This window comes from Segatella oulorum F0390 (assembly GCF_000224615.1).
Classification (GTDB): Bacteria; Bacteroidota; Bacteroidia; order Bacteroidales; family Bacteroidaceae; genus Prevotella; species Prevotella oulorum.
Window position 1 is genome coordinate 1,092,861 of sequence record NZ_JH114215.1, and the last position, 17,928, is coordinate 1,110,788.

General features: G+C 47.8%; 17 protein-coding genes. 8 read left to right on the plus strand and 9 right to left on the minus strand.

Going from position 1 to position 17,928, the window contains the following annotated elements; translation table 11 throughout:
* Window positions 1–591: 591 nt before the first annotated feature.
* Genes HMPREF9431_RS04680 through HMPREF9431_RS04690 form a run of 3 tightly spaced genes read right to left on the minus strand, consistent with a single transcriptional unit; the run spans window position 592 to window position 4,094 of the window.
* The gene (locus tag HMPREF9431_RS04680; protein ID WP_004379998.1) at window positions 592–2,142 is read right to left on the minus strand and encodes a peptide MFS transporter; all 1,551 of its coding nucleotides are present in this window, start codon (window positions 2,140–2,142) and stop codon (window positions 592–594) included.
* Between the two features lie 23 nt (window positions 2,143–2,165).
* The gene (locus tag HMPREF9431_RS04685; protein WP_458693804.1) at window positions 2,166–2,900 is read right to left on the minus strand and encodes a porin family protein; all 735 of its coding nucleotides are present in this window, start codon (window positions 2,898–2,900) and stop codon (window positions 2,166–2,168) included.
* A gap of 45 nt (window positions 2,901–2,945) precedes the next feature.
* The gene (locus HMPREF9431_RS04690) at window positions 2,946–4,094 is read right to left on the minus strand and encodes an ABC transporter substrate-binding protein (protein ID WP_004380000.1); all 1,149 of its coding nucleotides are present in this window, start codon (window positions 4,092–4,094) and stop codon (window positions 2,946–2,948) included.
* A gap of 203 nt (window positions 4,095–4,297) precedes the next feature.
* On the opposite strand from HMPREF9431_RS04690, the gene uvrA reads away from it, so the two are divergent.
* Complete coding sequence (gene uvrA, locus HMPREF9431_RS04695; RefSeq protein ID WP_004380001.1) at window positions 4,298–7,129, plus strand: excinuclease ABC subunit UvrA; 2,832 nt, start codon at window positions 4,298–4,300, stop codon at window positions 7,127–7,129.
* Here uvrA and HMPREF9431_RS12810 read toward each other — a convergent pair.
* Window positions 7,103–7,306, minus strand: a complete 204-nt coding sequence (locus HMPREF9431_RS12810; protein ID WP_155812934.1) for a hypothetical protein — start codon at window positions 7,304–7,306, stop codon at window positions 7,103–7,105. The genes uvrA and HMPREF9431_RS12810 overlap by 27 nt on opposite strands.
* A 291-nt stretch (window positions 7,307–7,597) precedes the next feature.
* On the opposite strand from HMPREF9431_RS12810, the gene HMPREF9431_RS13440 reads away from it, so the two are divergent.
* The 5 genes from HMPREF9431_RS13440 to HMPREF9431_RS04710 all read left to right on the plus strand — a co-directional run bounded on the left by HMPREF9431_RS13440 (window position 7,598) and on the right by HMPREF9431_RS04710 (window position 11,020).
* Window positions 7,598–7,741: a hypothetical protein gene (locus HMPREF9431_RS13440; protein ID WP_004380002.1), complete on the plus strand. Its 144-nt coding sequence runs from the start codon at window positions 7,598–7,600 to the stop codon at window positions 7,739–7,741.
* Between the two features lie 48 nt (window positions 7,742–7,789).
* Window positions 7,790–8,086, plus strand: coding sequence for a hypothetical protein (locus HMPREF9431_RS12815; protein ID WP_155812935.1), 297 nt, complete (start codon window positions 7,790–7,792; stop codon window positions 8,084–8,086).
* A 288-nt stretch (window positions 8,087–8,374) separates the two neighbouring features.
* Window positions 8,375–10,138, plus strand: a complete 1,764-nt coding sequence (gene aspS, locus HMPREF9431_RS04700; protein WP_004380003.1) for an aspartate--tRNA ligase — start codon at window positions 8,375–8,377, stop codon at window positions 10,136–10,138.
* A 155-nt stretch (window positions 10,139–10,293) separates the two neighbouring features.
* Window positions 10,294–10,590: a winged helix-turn-helix domain-containing protein gene (locus tag HMPREF9431_RS04705; RefSeq protein WP_004380004.1), complete on the plus strand. Its 297-nt coding sequence runs from the start codon at window positions 10,294–10,296 to the stop codon at window positions 10,588–10,590.
* Window positions 10,591–10,669: 79 nt separating this feature from the next.
* Window positions 10,670–11,020 carry a hypothetical protein gene (locus HMPREF9431_RS04710; RefSeq protein WP_004380005.1) on the plus strand — a complete coding sequence of 117 codons (351 nt, stop codon included), beginning with the start codon at window positions 10,670–10,672 and terminating at the stop codon, window positions 11,018–11,020.
* A gap of 121 nt (window positions 11,021–11,141) precedes the next feature.
* Here the strand turns inward: HMPREF9431_RS04710 and rplT are convergent, their stop codons facing one another.
* The 5 genes from rplT to tamL form a co-directional block, all read right to left on the minus strand.
* Entirely contained in the window at window positions 11,142–11,486 is a 345-nt protein-coding gene (gene rplT, locus HMPREF9431_RS04715; RefSeq protein ID WP_004380007.1) for a 50S ribosomal protein L20, read from the minus strand.
* Between the two features lie 37 nt (window positions 11,487–11,523).
* Window positions 11,524–11,721 carry a 50S ribosomal protein L35 gene (gene rpmI, locus HMPREF9431_RS12260; RefSeq protein WP_004380008.1) on the minus strand — a complete coding sequence of 66 codons (198 nt, stop codon included), beginning with the start codon at window positions 11,719–11,721 and terminating at the stop codon, window positions 11,524–11,526.
* A gap of 64 nt (window positions 11,722–11,785) precedes the next feature.
* A complete protein-coding gene (gene infC / locus HMPREF9431_RS04720) occupies window positions 11,786–12,481 on the minus strand; it encodes a translation initiation factor IF-3 (protein ID WP_004380009.1) in 696 nt (231 codons plus the stop codon).
* Window positions 12,482–12,599: 118 nt separating this feature from the next.
* A complete protein-coding gene (galE, locus tag HMPREF9431_RS04725; protein ID WP_004380010.1) occupies window positions 12,600–13,628 on the minus strand; it encodes a UDP-glucose 4-epimerase GalE in 1,029 nt (342 codons plus the stop codon).
* Between the two features lie 167 nt (window positions 13,629–13,795).
* Window positions 13,796–16,009, minus strand: a complete 2,214-nt coding sequence (gene tamL, locus HMPREF9431_RS04730) for a translocation and assembly module lipoprotein TamL (RefSeq protein WP_004380011.1) — start codon at window positions 16,007–16,009, stop codon at window positions 13,796–13,798.
* 73 nt (window positions 16,010–16,082) lie between these two features.
* On the opposite strand from tamL, the gene HMPREF9431_RS04735 reads away from it, so the two are divergent.
* Together HMPREF9431_RS04735 and HMPREF9431_RS04740 are read left to right on the plus strand one after the other, a co-directional pair.
* A complete protein-coding gene (locus HMPREF9431_RS04735; protein WP_004380012.1) occupies window positions 16,083–16,838 on the plus strand; it encodes an RNA methyltransferase in 756 nt (251 codons plus the stop codon).
* A gap of 23 nt (window positions 16,839–16,861) precedes the next feature.
* Window positions 16,862–17,752: a hypothetical protein gene (locus HMPREF9431_RS04740; RefSeq protein WP_004380013.1), complete on the plus strand. Its 891-nt coding sequence runs from the start codon at window positions 16,862–16,864 to the stop codon at window positions 17,750–17,752.
* Window positions 17,753–17,928: the final 176 nt, after the last annotated feature.

Sequence of the window (17,928 nt, forward strand, 5' to 3'; positions counted from 1 at the left end):
ATGTTTTTTCTTGAAACAGATTAGCCCCCGGGGACTAATGCGTTTCTGTTAATGAAATTGAAAATCCCCGGGACTAACATGTTTTTTCTTGAACAGATTAGCCCCCGGGGACTAATGCGTTTCTGTTAATGAAATTGAAAATCCCCCGGGGACTAACACGTTTTTTCTTGTAAACAGATTAGCCCCCGGGGGGACTAACGGTTTTTTCTTTGCAACGGGTTAGAAACAGTGTATCTAACATGTTTTTTCAAGAAAACGGATGAGATACACTGTTTCTAACGTGTTTTTCCAAAAAAACGGACGAGATACACTGTTTCTAACGTGTTTTTTCAAGAAAACGGACGAGATACACTGTTTCTAACGTGTTTTTTCAAGAAAACGGATGAGATACACTGTTTCTAACGTGTTTTTCCAAAAAAACGGACGAGATACACTGTTTCTAACGTGTTTTTTCAAGAAAACGGACGAGATACACTGTATCTAAATGTGTTTCGGCTCGGAAAATAAACAGAAACAGTGTTTCTAACACATGCTCACTTGGAAACGGGTTAGAAACACTGTTGCTGACTTGTTTTTGCTTCGCTTTCGGCTCTATGCAGTCATTTGCTTGAGCTTCTTCAGCAAGGCAAACATCACCAACGCACTCAACAAGCACAAGGCAATGAGGATGCCCCAGTTATACATCAACGGCACCTCGTTCCACAACATCGAAGGGATGGAGCTGAGGTAGTTGCCGATGGCCGTAGCCACAAACCAGCCGCCCATCATCAGCCCTTTGTATTTTGGCGGTGCCACCTTGCTCACAAACGAAATGCCCATGGGCGAAAGCAACAGCTCGGCCAAGGTGAGGGTGAAATAGGTGGAGATGAGCCAGCCCGGCGACAACACGCTTTGGGTTTTATCGCCCAAATCCATTGGCGAGATGAGGTCGGTCGAGGCCAAGGTGATGACCGCAAAGCCCAAGGCGGCCACCAACATGCCCCATGCGATGCGTGCCGGTGCGCTCACCTCGTGGCCCTTCTTGGCCAAGATGCCGAAGAACAGCATGCTGAAAGGAGTCAGCGACACCACGAAGAACGGATTGAACTGTTGGAAATCAGAGGGCTGTGTCTTCGTGGGGTCGTCCATTCCCAAAAACAAAAGCACGGCACCAAGCCAGGCGGCAAAGGTAATCATGCCGCAGATGAGACGACTCTTCCGCGTTTTTGCTTGCATGGTGCCAAAGCCTGTGTAGACAGATAGCGCAATCAAGGCCAAACTGAAGATGTTGAACCAAATGCGCATGCCACCCGAAACGGTGAGGTTGGTATATTTCTTAGCAAAGAACGTGAGCGCCGACCCGTTTTGATGGAAAGCCATCCAAAAGAAAATGACAACGGCAAACACCAGAAGCAGCGCCACGATGCGGTCGCGCGTTTGCTTGGGTGTGAGCTCCTGCACGTCGGCATTCGCCGTTTTAGCTTGCTTGGCAGTGATGTCGGCATGCCTGAACCAGTTGCGGCATCCGAAATAGATGCAGGCCGAGAGCACCAATGAAATGCAAGCCACGCCGAAGCAGAGACCATAAGCACCATAGAGTACTTCAAGGTATTTGGGGTCGAGGTTGGCTGCATCATAATGGAAACCATATTGGCCGAGATAGAGGTTGGTGATCCACTTCGCTGTGGAAGGCGCAAACATGGCGCCGATGTTGATGGCCATGTAGAACAGACTGAAGGCCGAGTCGCGCTGATGGGCATACTCGGGTGCATCGTAAAGGTTGCCCACCAACACCTGCAAATTGCCTTTAAACAGCCCCGTTCCCAACGAAACACAGGCCAATCCGGCAAACATAGCCCACTTGCCCACTTCGTTAGCGGCAGTAGGAATGGCCAGCCCCAAATAGCCTAAGAACATCGTTGCGAAACCAATGGTGACACACTTGCCATAGCCTATCTTGTCGGCAATCATGCCTCCGACAAGCGGTGCAAAATAAACGACGGCTAAGAAAATGGCATAAACCTGCCCGGCTTGCGATTCGCTCCAACCGAATTTGGCCTGCATAAACAGCGTAAAGATGGCCAACATGGTGTAATAACCAAAACGCTCGCCCGTGTTGGCCAATGCAAGTGCATAAAGGCCTTTAGGTTGATTTTCAAACATAGATTGATTTATTTAAATGATGATTATTTGCTTGTCCGCATCATGTCAAAGAGGTAGGTGGCTTTGACGACAATTTGCCCGAAGTTGGAGCGCGAGAAATAATCGCGTTTCGACGAGGCAAAGATGTTGCCTAAACCATAATAATAGCGCGCTTCGAGCAGAAAATGCCCCACCGCAGGATGCACATATTCGCCACCAATCCCCGCGGCGATGCCGTAATCAAAACGGCGGGCAACCTTCATGGTTTCTTGTTCGGAAACAGCACTCACACGGTCGACCACATTGCGTTGCGCATAGCTGTAGTTCATACTGGTTTTCTCGCTCAGCATATAACCAAACTGTGGGCCCAAATTCAAAAAGAATTGCATGCCTTTCTGCTCTTTTCCCCACGCCAGATGTGCAAATATCGGCACCTGGACATACGTGAGGTTGCGACTATATTTCTCTGCAACATTCGTGGCACCATTGATTACTGGCCGGTCGTTCGCATCTAAAATATCCTCGGTCCAGCCCACTTGCGCGACATTAATTTCACCCATGACAGAGCAGATGGTCGAGAAATATTTCTCGCTCGTGTAGCGCATCGAGAGGCCCGCTGTAATTCCGCCATGCTGTTTCTGCGGAACGGTGGGCATAAAGCCAACCTTGCTCAGCACATAGCCACCATTCACTCCCACAGCGAAGTCGCTGCGATGCTGACCTATTTGCGCATGGATTGTTGAACAATAGCTAACACTTAGCACTGCAAAAAGCAGCATTTTTAATCGTAATCTCATATTCTTTTCTAAAGACCTTTAATCATGTTAATAGGCAAGGCTCTCAATGCTGCCGTTATAGAGGTAGTGAATGAACTGGAAAGCCGTATTCTGTCGTCCGCCTTTCCCCACGGGCTCAAATTGCAAGGGGGTTTGCAACGGCTGATAGAAATGCTGCCAGCGATTGCCCGTAAACTGGTTCCCATATTGAAGAATGCCGCGAATGAAGAACTGTGCATGGTCGTAACCCGTGATGGCGAAACGCGGAAGCGCTTGCATCAGGGGCTCATGAAACCAGCTGCGATAGCTCTTTTCAAAAGTTTGTGTGGCCGTGGCCGACGCATTATAATAAAACGTTGTGGGGATATACGTATCATATTTGCAGAAATGCGCAAAATCATACGAGGCATACATGAGCCACTCGGTGTAGCCAAACAAACGCACCACCCGACCAGGATACAACTGCTCGAGACGCTCTAACTTTACAAAAGCAGCGTTCAACTCGGGCGAACGTGCCGTGTTGAGCACCACCACATTGGGCTGCGTGGCGCTGAAAGCCTTCGCAAAAGCATCATCGGGCGATTTTAAATTCGTAATGTTGTAGGAAACACCTTTTATATCCAGTTGTTTTCGCAAAGCTGCCGTGAATGCTCCTTTAGGATTAATGCTATCATTGCAATCGACAAACACGGGATGGCACTTGCTGAAACGTTCTAAAAAAGCGTTCACTGCAGCGCTTGTGAGACGCGCCCCATCTTGATAAACTTGAAAAACATACGGGTTAGAGGCAACCTCATTTCCTGTGATAGAAAAGGGAATGACCAACCGAATGCGCCGCGATTTGCAATAATCGGCTAAAGGCTTTACTTGCTTGCTATATAAAGGACCAAAGATCACATTGCACTTTTCAACGCCCTCGCGTTGCAACACTTGCTCTATATCGGTGTTCGCATCCACATTCCACGCTTGGACATGAATGGTATAGCCCGCCGTCTTCAACTGGTTACAGGCCATCAACATGCCTCGATAATATTCGGTCATGCGTTTTCCATCGCCATCAAGCTGATGCAAAGGCAACATCACTCCGATGGTAATTGGCCCCTTAGCTGTCGTGGCCGCCTGCGATGAAAGGGCAAGTGGGAAACCACTGAGCAACAAAAGAATTAAAAGCAAAAAGTATCGATAATATATTCTCATAATCTTTAGTTTGCGACTTTTCAGCTGCAAAAATACAAAAAATAGTCTTTATCCCACGTGTTAACTCTTATCTTTTTGCTACCTTTGTGCGCATTATACAGGCAAAGATTGATTCAGATAGGTAATGTTTTCATTGCCCATTGCATGCGATAACATCACAAGGCATGCATAACCATTTGAAGAGATTTTAGGGAAACGAACGCATGGAAAAAGAAGATAAAAAGATAAATGTATGGGGTGCGCGTGTGCACAACCTTAAAGATATTAATGTTGCGATACCCCGCAATTCGTTAACAGTAATCACGGGGCTTTCGGGCTCGGGGAAATCGTCATTGGCTTTTGATACGATTTTCGCCGAAGGACAACGTCGCTACATTGAAACCTTTTCGGCGTATGCCCGCAATTTCTTAGGCAACTTAGAACGCCCCGACGTAGATAAAATCACGGGATTGAGCCCCGTCATCAGCATTGAGCAGAAAACCACCAATAAAAATCCGCGCTCAACAGTGGGCACCACCACAGAAATCTATGACTTCTTGCGCCTGCTTTATGCACGTGCCGGAACGGCTTACAGCTATCTCACGGGCGAGAAGATGGTGAAATATACCGAGGAGAAAATCCTCGAGATGATTTTACACGACTATGCTGGCAAGCAAATCTATATTCTTTCGCCGCTGGTGAGAAACCGCAAAGGACATTATCGCGAGCTTTTCGAAAGCATGCGCAAAAAGGGCTACATGAACATTCGCGTGGATGGTACGATTGAAGAGCTGACACGCGGCATGAAGGTGGACCGTTATAAGAACCACAACATTGAGCTGGTCATCGACAAAATGTTGGTTGAGGATGTTTCGCACGAGCGCTTAACCAAGAGCGTTGAAGCAGCGATGAAGCAGGGCGACGGCCTCATTATGCTGTTAGAGAAAGGCAGCACCGATGGTAAATATTTCTCAAAGCGATTGATGTGCCCCACCTCGGGCATCTCATATAAAGACCCCGCACCCAACATCTTTTCGTTCAACTCGCCCGAAGGCGCCTGCCCCCATTGCAAAGGCCTGGGCTACGTGACCGAGATTGACTTGCAAAAGGTTATTCCCAACGACAAATTGAGCATTCGCGAAGGCGGCATCGCTCCCTTAGGAAAATACAAGAACCAAATGATCTTCTGGCAAGTGGATGCACTGCTGCGCAAGCACGATTGCAACCTGAAGACGCCTATAAAAGACATTCCCAAAGAGGCGTTAGACGAAGTGTTGTATGGCGCGTTAGAGAATGTGCGCATCGACAAAGAACTCATCCACTCCAATTCTGACTATTTCGTGGAATTCAACGGCATCATCAAATATCTTCAAGCCACCATCGACAACGACGACACCGCATTGGGAAAGAAATGGGCCGACCAATTCAAAACCACCGTCACTTGCTCCTCGTGCAAAGGCATGCGGCTCAACCGCGAAGCGCTTTCTTATAAGATTTGGGACAAGGGTATTGCCGATTTAGCCAACATGGACATCACGGCGCTCAAAACATGGCTCGACGAGGTGGAGCAGCATTTAGATGAGAAACAGAAACGCATTGCTGCCGAAATCTTAAAGGAAATCAAAAAGCGGGTCAACTTTCTCACCGAGGTGGGCTTAGACTATCTCTCGCTCAATCGACAAAGTGCCACGCTCTCGGGCGGAGAAAGTCAGCGCATCCGATTGGCCACTCAAATCGGAAGCCAGCTGGTCAACGTGCTCTACATTCTCGATGAGCCCAGCATCGGCCTGCACCAACGCGACAACGAACGGCTCATTCGCTCGCTCAAAGAACTGCGCGACCTGGGCAACACCGTCATTGTCGTAGAACACGATGAAGACATGATGCGCGCCGCCGACTGGATTATCGACATCGGTCCCAAGGCCGGACGCAAAGGCGGCGAAGTGGTGTTTCAAGGAACACCTGCCAAAATGCTCAAGCAACACACGCTCACGGCCGACTATCTCAACGGCACACGGGCCATCGAAGTGCCCCGAAAGCGGCGCAAAGGCAACGGCAGAATGCTCGAAATCAAAGGCGCCACGGGCAACAATCTCAAACAGGTGGATGTGCAGTTCCCATTGGGCGAACTCATCGTGGTAACCGGCGTATCGGGCTCGGGCAAATCAACGCTCATCAACGAAACGCTGCAACCCATTCTCTCCACCCACTTCTATCGTTCACTCAAGCAGCCCATGCCCTATGAGGAGTGCCTCGGCATCGACAACATCGACAAAGTAGTCAACGTGGACCAAAGTCCCATCGGGCGCACACCGCGCAGCAATCCCGCCACCTACACCGGTGTGTTCAACGATATTCGCGCCCTCTTCGTCAACCTGCCCGAGGCCAAAATCAGAGGCTACAAGCCCGGCCGATTCTCATTCAACACCAAAGGCGGACGCTGCGAAGCCTGCGCCGGCAACGGCTATAAAACCATTGAAATGAATTTGCTGCCCGACGTGATGGTGCCCTGCGAAGTATGCCACGGCAAACGCTACAACCGCGAAACATTGGAAGTGAGGTTCAAGGGAAAATCCATTGCCGACGTGCTCGACATGACCATCAACCAGGCCATGGAATTCTTCGAAAACACACCCAACATTCTCAACAAAATCAAGGCCTTGCAAGAGGTGGGGCTGGGCTACATCAAGTTGGGACAAAGCTCTACTACCCTTTCGGGCGGCGAAAGTCAGCGTGTGAAGTTGGCCACCGAATTGGCGAAACGCGACACCGGAAAAACACTCTACATCCTCGACGAGCCCACCACGGGACTGCATTTCGAAGACATCCGCATCTTGATGGATGTGCTTCAGAAGTTGGTTGACAAGGGTAACACGGTCATCATCATCGAACACAATTTAGACGTCATCAAATTGGCCGACCACATCATCGACATCGGCCCCGAAGGTGGCTCGGGCGGCGGAAAGATTGTTGCCCAAGGCACCCCCGAAGCCATTGTCAAAGCAGGCAAAGGCTACACCGCAAAGTTCTTAGCACCCGTGCTCCAACGGCATTAACGCCCGCAAGAGAAATCGTTCGCCGATGAACAAACACGCAAGAAAGGTTGGTTGCCGGCGAGAGATTTGATGGAGCTGGGTAGGGGCGGTGCCTGTGTGCCCGCCCGTGTCGCATAGTGTGTCGGGTAGTGGCCGTGCCTGTGTGCCGGCCAGCGCGCCCCACAAGGGCGCATCCATCGTTAGGCCATCGCAGGCGAGGGATGGAGACACAATGTTTATACATGGAAGTGTGCCGTTCGCGGCTGTGGACGTGCCTTTTGCGGATGGAAACGCCTCCTTTGCGGGTGGGGGACGTGCTCTTTGCGGATGGAAACGCCGCTGTGCGGACGTTCGGGCGGGCACACAGGCGCCGCCCCTACCATTTCTCGTGTGGTTCCGTGTCCTAAGGTTGCTGGCGAATAGTTCACCGACGGACTAAATCGAGAAAAGGTTGCTGGCGAACAGTTCGACGACGGACTAAATCGAGAAATGGTTGCCGGCGAACAGTTCGCCGATGGACTAAATCGAGAAAAGGTTGCCGGCGAACAGTTCGCCGATGGACTAAATCGAGAAAAGGTTGCCGGCGAACAGTTTGCCGATGAACTAAATCGAGAAAAGGTTGCCGGCGAATAGTTCGCCGATGGACAAAATCGAAAATGATTGCCGGCGAATAGTTCGCCGATGGACAAACACAAGAAATGTATGCCGGCGAATAGTTCGCCGATGGACAAACACAAGAAATGTATGCCGGCGAACAATTCGCCGACGGACAAAATCGAAAAAAGGTTGTTGGCGAACAGTTCGCCGCCGATAATCCGCGTTGTTTATCGCAGGAAAACAGTTCGCCGCCGATATTCCGCGCTGTTTATCGCAGGAAAAGAGTTCGCCGCCGATAATCCGCGTTGTTTATCGCAGGAAAACAGCTCGCCGCCGATATTCCGCGTTGTTTATCGCAGGAAAACAGTTCGCCGCCGATAATCCGCGCTGTTTATCGCAGGAAAACAGTTCGCCGCCGATGTTCCGCGCTGTTTATCGCAGGAAAAGGTGCTCGCCGATGCACTGAAATGAAAAGATAGTCGCGGCGAGGTGCTCGCCGATGAGGACAAAATGAGGTTTGCTGCTATCTCGAAACCGTTTTGGAGCGTTTGTCAAGATGGGCAACCGATATTTTTGGATTTCGCGCATTCTTCGGGCTTGTATGATTTAATGTTGCATTTATTTCGTAACTTTGCACGACAGAATTCGAATTCATAACATTATTATTATATGTATAGGACAAAAACATGTGGCGAGCTTAGGCTTGCCGACGCGGGCACCTCGGTAACCTTAGCCGGTTGGGTGCAACGGATAAGGAAAATGGGTGGCATGACCTTTATTGATCTTCGCGACCGTTATGGCATCACACAGCTCGTTTTCAACAGCACTGCAGACAGTTCGCTCTTCGATGCTGCCAACAGATTGGGGCGCGAATATTGCATTCAGGTCGTGGGTAGGGTGAGCGAACGCGAAAGCAAGAACCCCAAGATGGATACCGGCGAAATCGAAATCCTGGCCGAGCGGCTTCAAATCTTATCTCCGTCGCTGACTCCGCCTTTCACCATTGAAGACGAGACCGACGGCGGCGATGACCTGCGCATGAAATACCGCTATTTGGATTTGCGACGGAATGCCGTTCGCCGTAACATTGAATTGCGCCACCGCATGACCATTCTCATCCGCAACTTCCTCGATGCGCAGCAATTCATGGAGGTTGAAACACCGGTGTTGATAGGAAGTACGCCTGAGGGGGCACGCGATTTTGTCGTGCCGAGCCGCATGAATCCAGGTCAATTCTACGCCTTACCACAAAGTCCTCAGACGTTGAAACAGCTGTTGATGGTTGCGGGATTCGACCGTTATTTCCAAATTGCAAAATGTTTCCGCGACGAAGATCTCCGCGCCGACCGCCAACCCGAATTCACACAAATTGACTGCGAGATGAGCTTTGTCGACCAAGACGATGTTTTAGAATTGTTTGAGCGCATGGCACGCCATCTGTTTAAGGAGATTCGTGGCGTTGAGTTGCCGCCGTTGGAGCGGATGACGTGGCAGGAAGCCATGAAACGCTTTGGCAGCGACAAGCCCGATTTGCGCTTCGGTATGGAATTCGTTGAACTGAAAGAAGCCTTCGCCGGCAAAGGTTCGTTCTCTGTTTTCGACGATGCGCAATACATCGGCGGAATATGTGTGCCGGGATGTGCACACTACAGCCGTAAGCAATTAGACGAGCTCACCGACTTCGTAAAACGTCCGCAGATTGGGGCGAAAGGGCTTGTTTACATTAAATATAATGAGGATGGAAGCATCAAGAGTTCCATCGATAAATTCTATCGTGAAGAGGTCTTGCGCAGCGTGCTCCAAAAGGGCGATGCAAAGCCAGGCGATTTGATGCTGATTCTTTCGGGCGACAAACCCAATGCCACACGCATTCAGCTGTGTGCACTGCGTTTGGAGATGGGTGACCGTTTGGGACTGCGCAATAAAGACGTGTTCAAATGCCTGTGGATTATTGATTTTCCACTGTTCGAATGGAGCGACGAAGAGCAACGCCTCATGGCTACGCACCATCCATTCACCATGCCCAACCCCGACGATTTGCCACTGTTAGATGAGCATCCCGAACAGGTGCGCGCCAAAGCCTATGACTTTGTTTGCAATGGTATCGAAGTTGGAGGAGGCTCGCTCAGAATTCACGACACACAACTGCAAGAGAAGATGTTTGAAGTTTTAGGCTTCACAAAAGAGCGTGCCGAGGCGCAATTTGGCTTCCTCATGAATGCCTTCAAATATGGTGCTCCTCCCCACGCAGGCTTGGCTTTTGGCTTAGATCGCTTCGTGAGCATCATGGCAGGCCTCGATTCCATCCGCGATTGCATCGCTTTTCCGAAGAACAACAGCGGCCGCGATGTGATGTTAGATGCGCCCGGTGTGCTTGATGATAAGCAGTTGGAAGAGTTGCAAATTCGTTTAAATCCGAGCACGAAAGATTGACATAAGTCAAAATATGAGACAACAAGACTGTCAAATCGCTAATTTTGCACTCGTTTCAACGACTAATTGAATAGAATTCAGTACTTTTGCAGTGTCGGATTCCAAGTTCATCAAGAGCAGGTTACGATAAGCAACAACAATTAATTTAGTCACTTATGACAGAAAAAAAAGCTACGTCAAAAGCTACTGCACCCAAGAAAGTCGCAGTAAAGAAAGCAGCAGCGCCCAAGAAGGCCGCTTCTGCAACTCCCGTTTTGTATATCAATGCTGAAAGCGTTGGTTTCCGTGCAGGCGATGTCTATCAGGCATTAGCTGCTGCAGAAGGTGCGCTTTCTGTTGCTGAGATTGCAAAAGCTGCAAAGATTAGTGTTGAAGAAGCCTACTTAGGCATAGGCTGGCTCTTCAAAGAAGGAAAAGTTAAAGATGAGAATAACTTGCTAACACTTGCATAACCATTCTCAAAAGTCTTATTCACCAAAAGGGGGAACTGTTGAATAATAAGCAGCTCCCCCTTTTAAATGATGGGTTGTTTTGGATTATCATCAAGAGATATTACGCATTTTAATCGAAGCCGATTGTGAAGGACTTTCTGTCAAAAAGATTGTGAATCATGTGTACAACGCATGTAATAGTCTTTTCGCTCCCATTGCTTATGACAGTGTTTACAAGGCTGTGGTGCAAGATTTGATAACCCATGCAAAGAAGCCTAATTCTTTGATTGTGCGCACAGCAAAACGAGGAACTTATCGTATCAATACCGAAAATCCACTTTCTAATCAACTGCTACTACAATTCAAAGAACATAATGAGGAAGAGAGGAATATGGAGGAAATAAAAAAGGAGATGCCTCTAAATCTTTTTGAAGACACCAATCTCTATTAAGCATAAAGAGGGATTTATCCGCGTATAATTATTGCCTTTCCTACATAGGATATAGACAAAGAAAATGAGGATATATGCAACATACATCCCCATTTCTCTTATTGATATAAAATACTAATCGTTATTTTACTTTGTCCACAATCGCTTTAAAAGCCTCAGGATTATTTACAGCTAAGTCTGCAAGAACCTTACGATTGATTTCAATACCAGCCTTATGTAAAGCCCCCATCAATGTAGAATAACTCATATTCTCAAGACGAGCAGCTGCATTAATACGCTGTATCCACAAGGCACGGAAATTGCGTTTCTTGTTGCGGCGGTCGCGATAAGCATACGTAAGACCCTTCTCCCAAGTATTTTTTGCTACTGTCCAAACATTCTTTCTTGCTCCATAATAACCTTTTGTGAGCTTCAGAATTCTTGTTCTCTTTGCTTTTGAAGCAACATGATTTACTGATCTTGGCATAATTTTTCTTTTTTAATGTTTTCTACTAAAAAGTGAATTAACGCAAACAAAGCAAATCACGCACTTGCTTCATGTTCGTGCGATCTACTAATGTTTGATGAACAAGATTTCGCTTTTGCTTCTTTGTCTTTTTAGTCAGAATGTGACTATGGTAGGCATGATGTCTTTTAACCTTACCAGTACCGGTGAAAGAAAAACGTTTCTTTGCACCAGAATTTGTCTTAACTTTAGGCATTTTTTTACTTTTTATTATTATTAATAATCGTGGCAACGCATATACCTGGCGTTACGCACTTTTTTTATTCATTTGTTGCAGCACTATCTTTCAGCTGATCAAGTGCCTTTTCTCCATTCTTTGCATTTGCAAACAAGCCCGTCTTCTCAAGATTGGCTTCACGTTGCATGTCACTTGCTAACTTTGCCTCAGCATCTCTCTTCTCGCGATCAAGCTTCTGCTGGCTTTTCTTTGCTACACCCGACTTCTTTGGAGCAATGAATAAGAACATTTTCTTACCTTCAAGACGGGGCATTTGCTCAACCTTTCCAAATTCTTCTAAATCGTTTGCAAATCGAAGCAGAAGCACTTCGCCCTGCTCTTTAAACAAAATGGAACGACCACGAAAGAAAACATAAGCACGAACTTTATTACCATCTTCCAAGAATTCCTTAGCATGTTTCAATTTAAAATTATAATCATGCTCGTCGGTTTGCGGGCCAAAGCGTATTTCTTTCACCTCAACCTTAACTTGCTTCTGCTTAATTTCCTTCTGATGCTTCTTTTGCTGATACAAAAACTTTGAATAATCAATGAGACGACAAACAGGAGGTTGAGCATTGGGGGAGATTTCTACAAGGTCAACACCTTGTTGCCGAGCCATATCTAAAGCCTTCTTCGTTGACACAACTTCAGAGCCTTCATCCCCTACTATGCGAACTTCACGTGCACGTATCTGTTCATTGACACGATACTGGTTTTTTAATTTGTCATTCTTCATCCAATTATTTTCTGTCTGTTTAAATACCAAACGGCTGCAAAGGTAGTACTTTTCAATTTATAAACCAAATTTTAAAACTATTTTTTAGTAATCCCTTTGCGCCGTTAAACGCTGATACTTAAACCTCCTTTAGCTTCTGTTGCCACTTCCATGCAGTTGCCAACACTTCATTCAAAGGTGTTTTTGCCTCCCAACCTAAGACCGCATTTGCCTTAGAGCAATCACCCCAAATCTTTTCAATGTCGCCTTCTCGGCGTGGGCCATATTTCCAATTCACTTTTACACCTGTAGCTTTTTCAAAGGTGTCGACAATCTCTTTCGTGGTATTGCCTTTTCCTGTGCCAATATTAAAATATTCAATTGGTTCTGCATCAGCATTCAACACACGCTGCATCGCAGCGACATGTGCCTTAGCCAAATCAACCACGTAGATGTAATCACGAATACAAGTGCCATCGGGCGTATTGTAATCGTTTCCAAAGATAGTCAATTCCTTACGTATTCCTGCTGCTGTCTGCGTGACGAATGGAATTAAATTGGCAGGGACGCCATTGGGCAACTCACCGATAAGGGCTGTTGGATGTGCCCCTATCGGGTTAAAATAACGCAACACAATGCTCTTGATGTTTGCGCCACTATGAATATAGTCATAGATAATTTGCTCGTTAATCTCCTTCGTATTACCATAGGGTGATGTAGCCTTTTGATGAGGAGCGTCCTCTGTTACAGGCAAATTCTCGGGCTTCGGCTGCCCATACACGGTGCAACTTGAAGAGAAGATAAAACCTTTTACACCATATTGTGGCATTAACTCTAAGAGATTAATCAGCGAAACGATGTTGTTTCGATAGTAAAGTAGCGGCTTTTGCACACTCTCTCCCACAGCCTTTGATGCAGCGAAATGAATGATACCCGCAATATGTGGATATTTTTTAAATACGCCTTCCGTAGCCTCTTTATCGCGTAAATCAACCTTTTCGAAAGCAGGTTTCTGTCCTGTAATCTGCGCAATACCATCAAGTACTTCAATTTTTGAATTACTGAGATTATCAATAATCACAACTTCATAACCGGCTTCCATCAATTCAACAACTGTGTGTGAACCAATGAAGCCCGTTCCTCCCGTTACCAATATAGTTTGTTTCATAAAAATGAATGAGTTAGATTTGTCGCAAAGGTATATAAATTATTTCATTGCACTCTCGTTTTAATATTAATTTGCACAGCCTTTATGGCAACATTTCAAACTTTTTCCACGACGTTCAATGCTACACTTTCACCTTTATATAGAGAGAAGAAAACGCTTTGCGGCATTTAAAATGGCAGTCCAACTGCAAAATGGAAAGCAAAATCACGACTAAACTTAGGATGGAAGATAGGATAATGCTCATGCACATCAGCATAGGCAGGATTGATGGCGCGCATTGCCATATCAAAACGCAGAATGAAATAATCGAAATTCAAGCGGAGTCCAAGTCCATAGGCCACAGCCAATTGCTTGTAGAACGTATCGAACTTAAACTGCCCGCCAGGCTGGTCTACATAGTTTCGCAATGTCCAAATGTTACCTGCATCTACAAAAGCCGCACCATTAAACTTCCAAAACAAATACGTTCGATACTCTACATTCAAATCTAACTTCATATCGCCCGTCTGATTAATAAAGTCTATGCGGCCACCTGAGCCCTTAAACTTTCCCGGTCCTAATTCCCTAACGCTCCAACCGCGCACACTATTGGCACCACCCGAGAAATAACGCTTTTCAAAAGGCAGAATGGTACTGTTACCATAGGGCCACGCCACACCCAAACCCACGTGCATAGCCAAAGCATTGCGCGCATCGAAACAAATTAAATGGGTGAGGTCTACATCAAACTTCACATATTGCGCAAAGGCTATATTAAATAAGGTGGCCTGCTGATTGGCATTCTGCTTAAAACGAAACAAATGCGACAACCCATTGAGAATGTTGCCCGCTGTTTCAATATTAGCCCGCACAACATTCACATTGTCATTATAGGTCAGCCCCATTCCAATCTTCATGATGAACAAATCCTCGTAATTATAGCGCAAAATAGCATTGCGATTGCTCGTTCCATCCAAGTAATCGTGTTTGAAAGTGGCACTGATCCAAGGCATATAAACATAGCTCAAATCCAACACATCGGCACGATAACTGATGTGATGATGGGGCTCTGCCCAACGGTAACGCCATGCGGCCGAGAAGACTCGCCGATGAAACTCGGGGCGATTTTGCAGATTATAACCTGTTGCCAATTCGGATGTTGCCAAGCTCCTGTGCTTAAACGTGCGCGAAAGGAACGGCGCTAAGAAACGAGGGAACTGCAATTTCGTTTCAAAACCATATTCCACATAGTTTTGGTTTTTATAGCCTTCCAACCCACGAATGGCCTCAAAAGCGCCACGTAATTGCACGCTCAACAACTCAGCCCCATGAAAAAGGTTGCGATTTTCCCATGTCAAGCTGGCGGCAGCTCCCAAATCTCCGGCCGTGTTTGTACCTTCGGGCTGAAAAGATAGTGTGTTGGCTTTGTTGGTGTTCAACTGAATCTCGCAATCCAACAGCGTTGTATCGGGTCGCTCTTTAAAAGTGATATTGGTGTATCTGACGACTTGAAAGCGTGCAAACTTGTTGTAGGTCTGCTCCAGTTTATTGGCATCATACGGCTCGTGTGCTTCGAGCATTGTAGCATTGCGCAGCACACTTTTGCGCAAACGTATGGCACCACCATCCTCATTCATGCGATAATAAATGCTATCGATGACATAGCAGGGATGCAACGTGTCGTGCTTTTGTTCGTTTGTGCGATAAGGCAGCAGATGCAACGTGATGTTGATATCACGACTATTACGCGCCGAATCGGCACTATACTGAATAAAATCGCGATGAAACTTGTAATAACCGTGATTCAATAAAAAGTCTGTAATATTCTTGCGTTCGGCATTCAAAGCATCTACCGTAAATCTACTTCCAGCCGCTAAGGTGGGCTTAAACATGTTGCGTTTCTCTTTGCGCGCCAGCAAAGCCGCAATCACGCTATCTTGAATATCATATTTCAACGTATGAATCAGATAGGGTTCGCCGGGTTGCAACCGAAACACCACCTTCACCTTCTTGCCTTTAACCGTTGTTTTGAGCTGTGTTTTTGCCTGCATATAGCCCATGTTGCGCATGGCCGACGTTAAATCCTGCACCGACAAACGCGCTTGCGCAGTGTCGAAAATCACGGGTGCCTCACCGATATGCTTCAGCGTGCGATTCATCCATTTCGTTGAGTCGCGCCCTGCCAAGGCATAGGTGCCCAGCGGAATTTTGAACAACGAAAACCATTTTGAATTGGCCGTTTGCCGCACGTAGGCACTGAGCGTAGAGGCATCCAAATCCTTCCGGTCGGATTTTATCTTCACGCTCTCAAGCATATATTGATTCTCGGGAACGAACTTCGATGCACTACATGCCGTCAGCAACGTTGCAAAAAGCACACTATAAATCTTGCAATACTCCATAGCGACGCAAAGTTAGCACATTTTCCACGAATAACAAAATGCGCTTTGCCCGAAAATTGCTACCTTTGCAAGCATGATTAGCAAAGCGAAAATCAAATTTATCAAGTCGCTTCAGTTGAAGAAAAACAGGCTTCGCGAACGGCTTTTCATCGCCGAAGGTCACAAGGTGGTGGGCGATTTGCTGACCGTGATGCCGGCTCACACCCTCGTTGCCACCGAAGAATGGACGGCCACGCACGAAGTGCCGCAAACCACTGCGCTACACATCGTGAGCGAAGACGAGCTGCAGAGCGTGAGCTTGCTGCAACATCCGCAACAGGTGCTGGGCCTCTTCCCCTACCCCGACGTCAGCGACTTCGACATTCCGCTCACGCAACTTTCGCTTGCTCTCGACGGCATTCAAGATCCCGGCAATTTAGGCACCATCATTCGCATGGCCGACTGGTTTGGCATCGCGCACATCTTTTGCTCGCCCAACACGGCTGAAGCCTACAATCCCAAAGTGGTGCAAGCCACCATGGGCAGCATTGCTCACGTGGCAATTCACTACACCGAGCTTCCCCCTCTGCTGGCTGCGTTGCCCCACGATTTTCCCATCTACGGCACGATGTTGGATGGTGAAAACATCTATCAAAAGACGCTGTCGCCCACGGGCATCATCATCATGGGCAACGAGGGCAACGGCCTGTCGCCCGAAACACGCGCATGGGTCAATCAGCGGCTGCTCATCCCTAATTGCTCGGCGGCCACCAACAAGGCCGAATCGCTCAACGTGGCCATTGCAACAGCCATCGTGTGTTCGGAATTTCGCCGACAAACATTTTTATAACGCAACATCAAATCCATAAAACGATGAACGAAAATTTATTCAAAACGCGCAGCGTGCTGGCCAACATGAAGACCACCATCAACACGCTGCTGCAACACTATCCCACGCTGTTCTATAAAACGTTGATTCCCTATCTCGTGGCGGCCATGGCGCTCACCACACTGCTTTTCAATGGAACCAACGCCGTTGTCAACTTCTATTCAGGCGACGATCCTTCGTTGCTGCAGGTGCTGTTGAGCCTCGTAGCACTGCCCTTAGTCCTGCTACTGCCGGCCGTCGCCATGGGCATCGTCTTCGGCAAGCTCCACCAGCAACCCCGCGCTCGCTGCATCAAGCGCAACCTCGTCGCCGCCCTCGCGTTTGCCCTGCTCACCTTGGCGCTCTATCTGCTGCTCGAATGGGCACAGCATGGCGTGCAAACGCTGTGGCCATCGCTCATTCGCGAAAACGATTTAAACGACACGCAAAACATCGAAACCATCAAATACACCCTCACCTTCATCCTGTTGCTGCCATTCTGCCCACTGAATTTCGCGTTCACAAAATACATCATCACCCCCACCCTGCCCCTGCGCAAAGCCCTGAAAGAGGCCTTCACCACCGGCCGGCGCAACTGGGGTTACCTCGTTTCCAACCAAGCAGCCATCTGCTTCCTCTGCGGCGTGGCCTACTGCCTCATCAGCATACCCGTGAGAATATTGCTCAACGCCTACTATCTCAACGCCATCGGCATGCTGCAAGGCGATGCCAACGGGCTGCCCGCCCACTTCGTTCCCATGATGTTTGCCGTCTGCACGCTCATTGGCCTGCTGCTGTTTCAACTGCTCAACGTCTATGCCGCGTTTGAATACTTCATGTATGGTGCCGCTGAGCAACGCGCCCTCGAAAAGCAGCAACAGCAGCATTTGCGTTAGAAAATGATGCCGTAGCAATCGCGCGTCAAAAAACGATAGTCTTTTTCTGCGCTGCAGGGTTGCAAGTCAAAAAACGATGGCCGTTTTCTGCGCCGCAGGGTTGCACGTCAAAAAACGACGGCCGTTTTCTGCGCCGCAGGGTTGCACGTCAAAAAACGATGGCCGTTTTCTGCGCC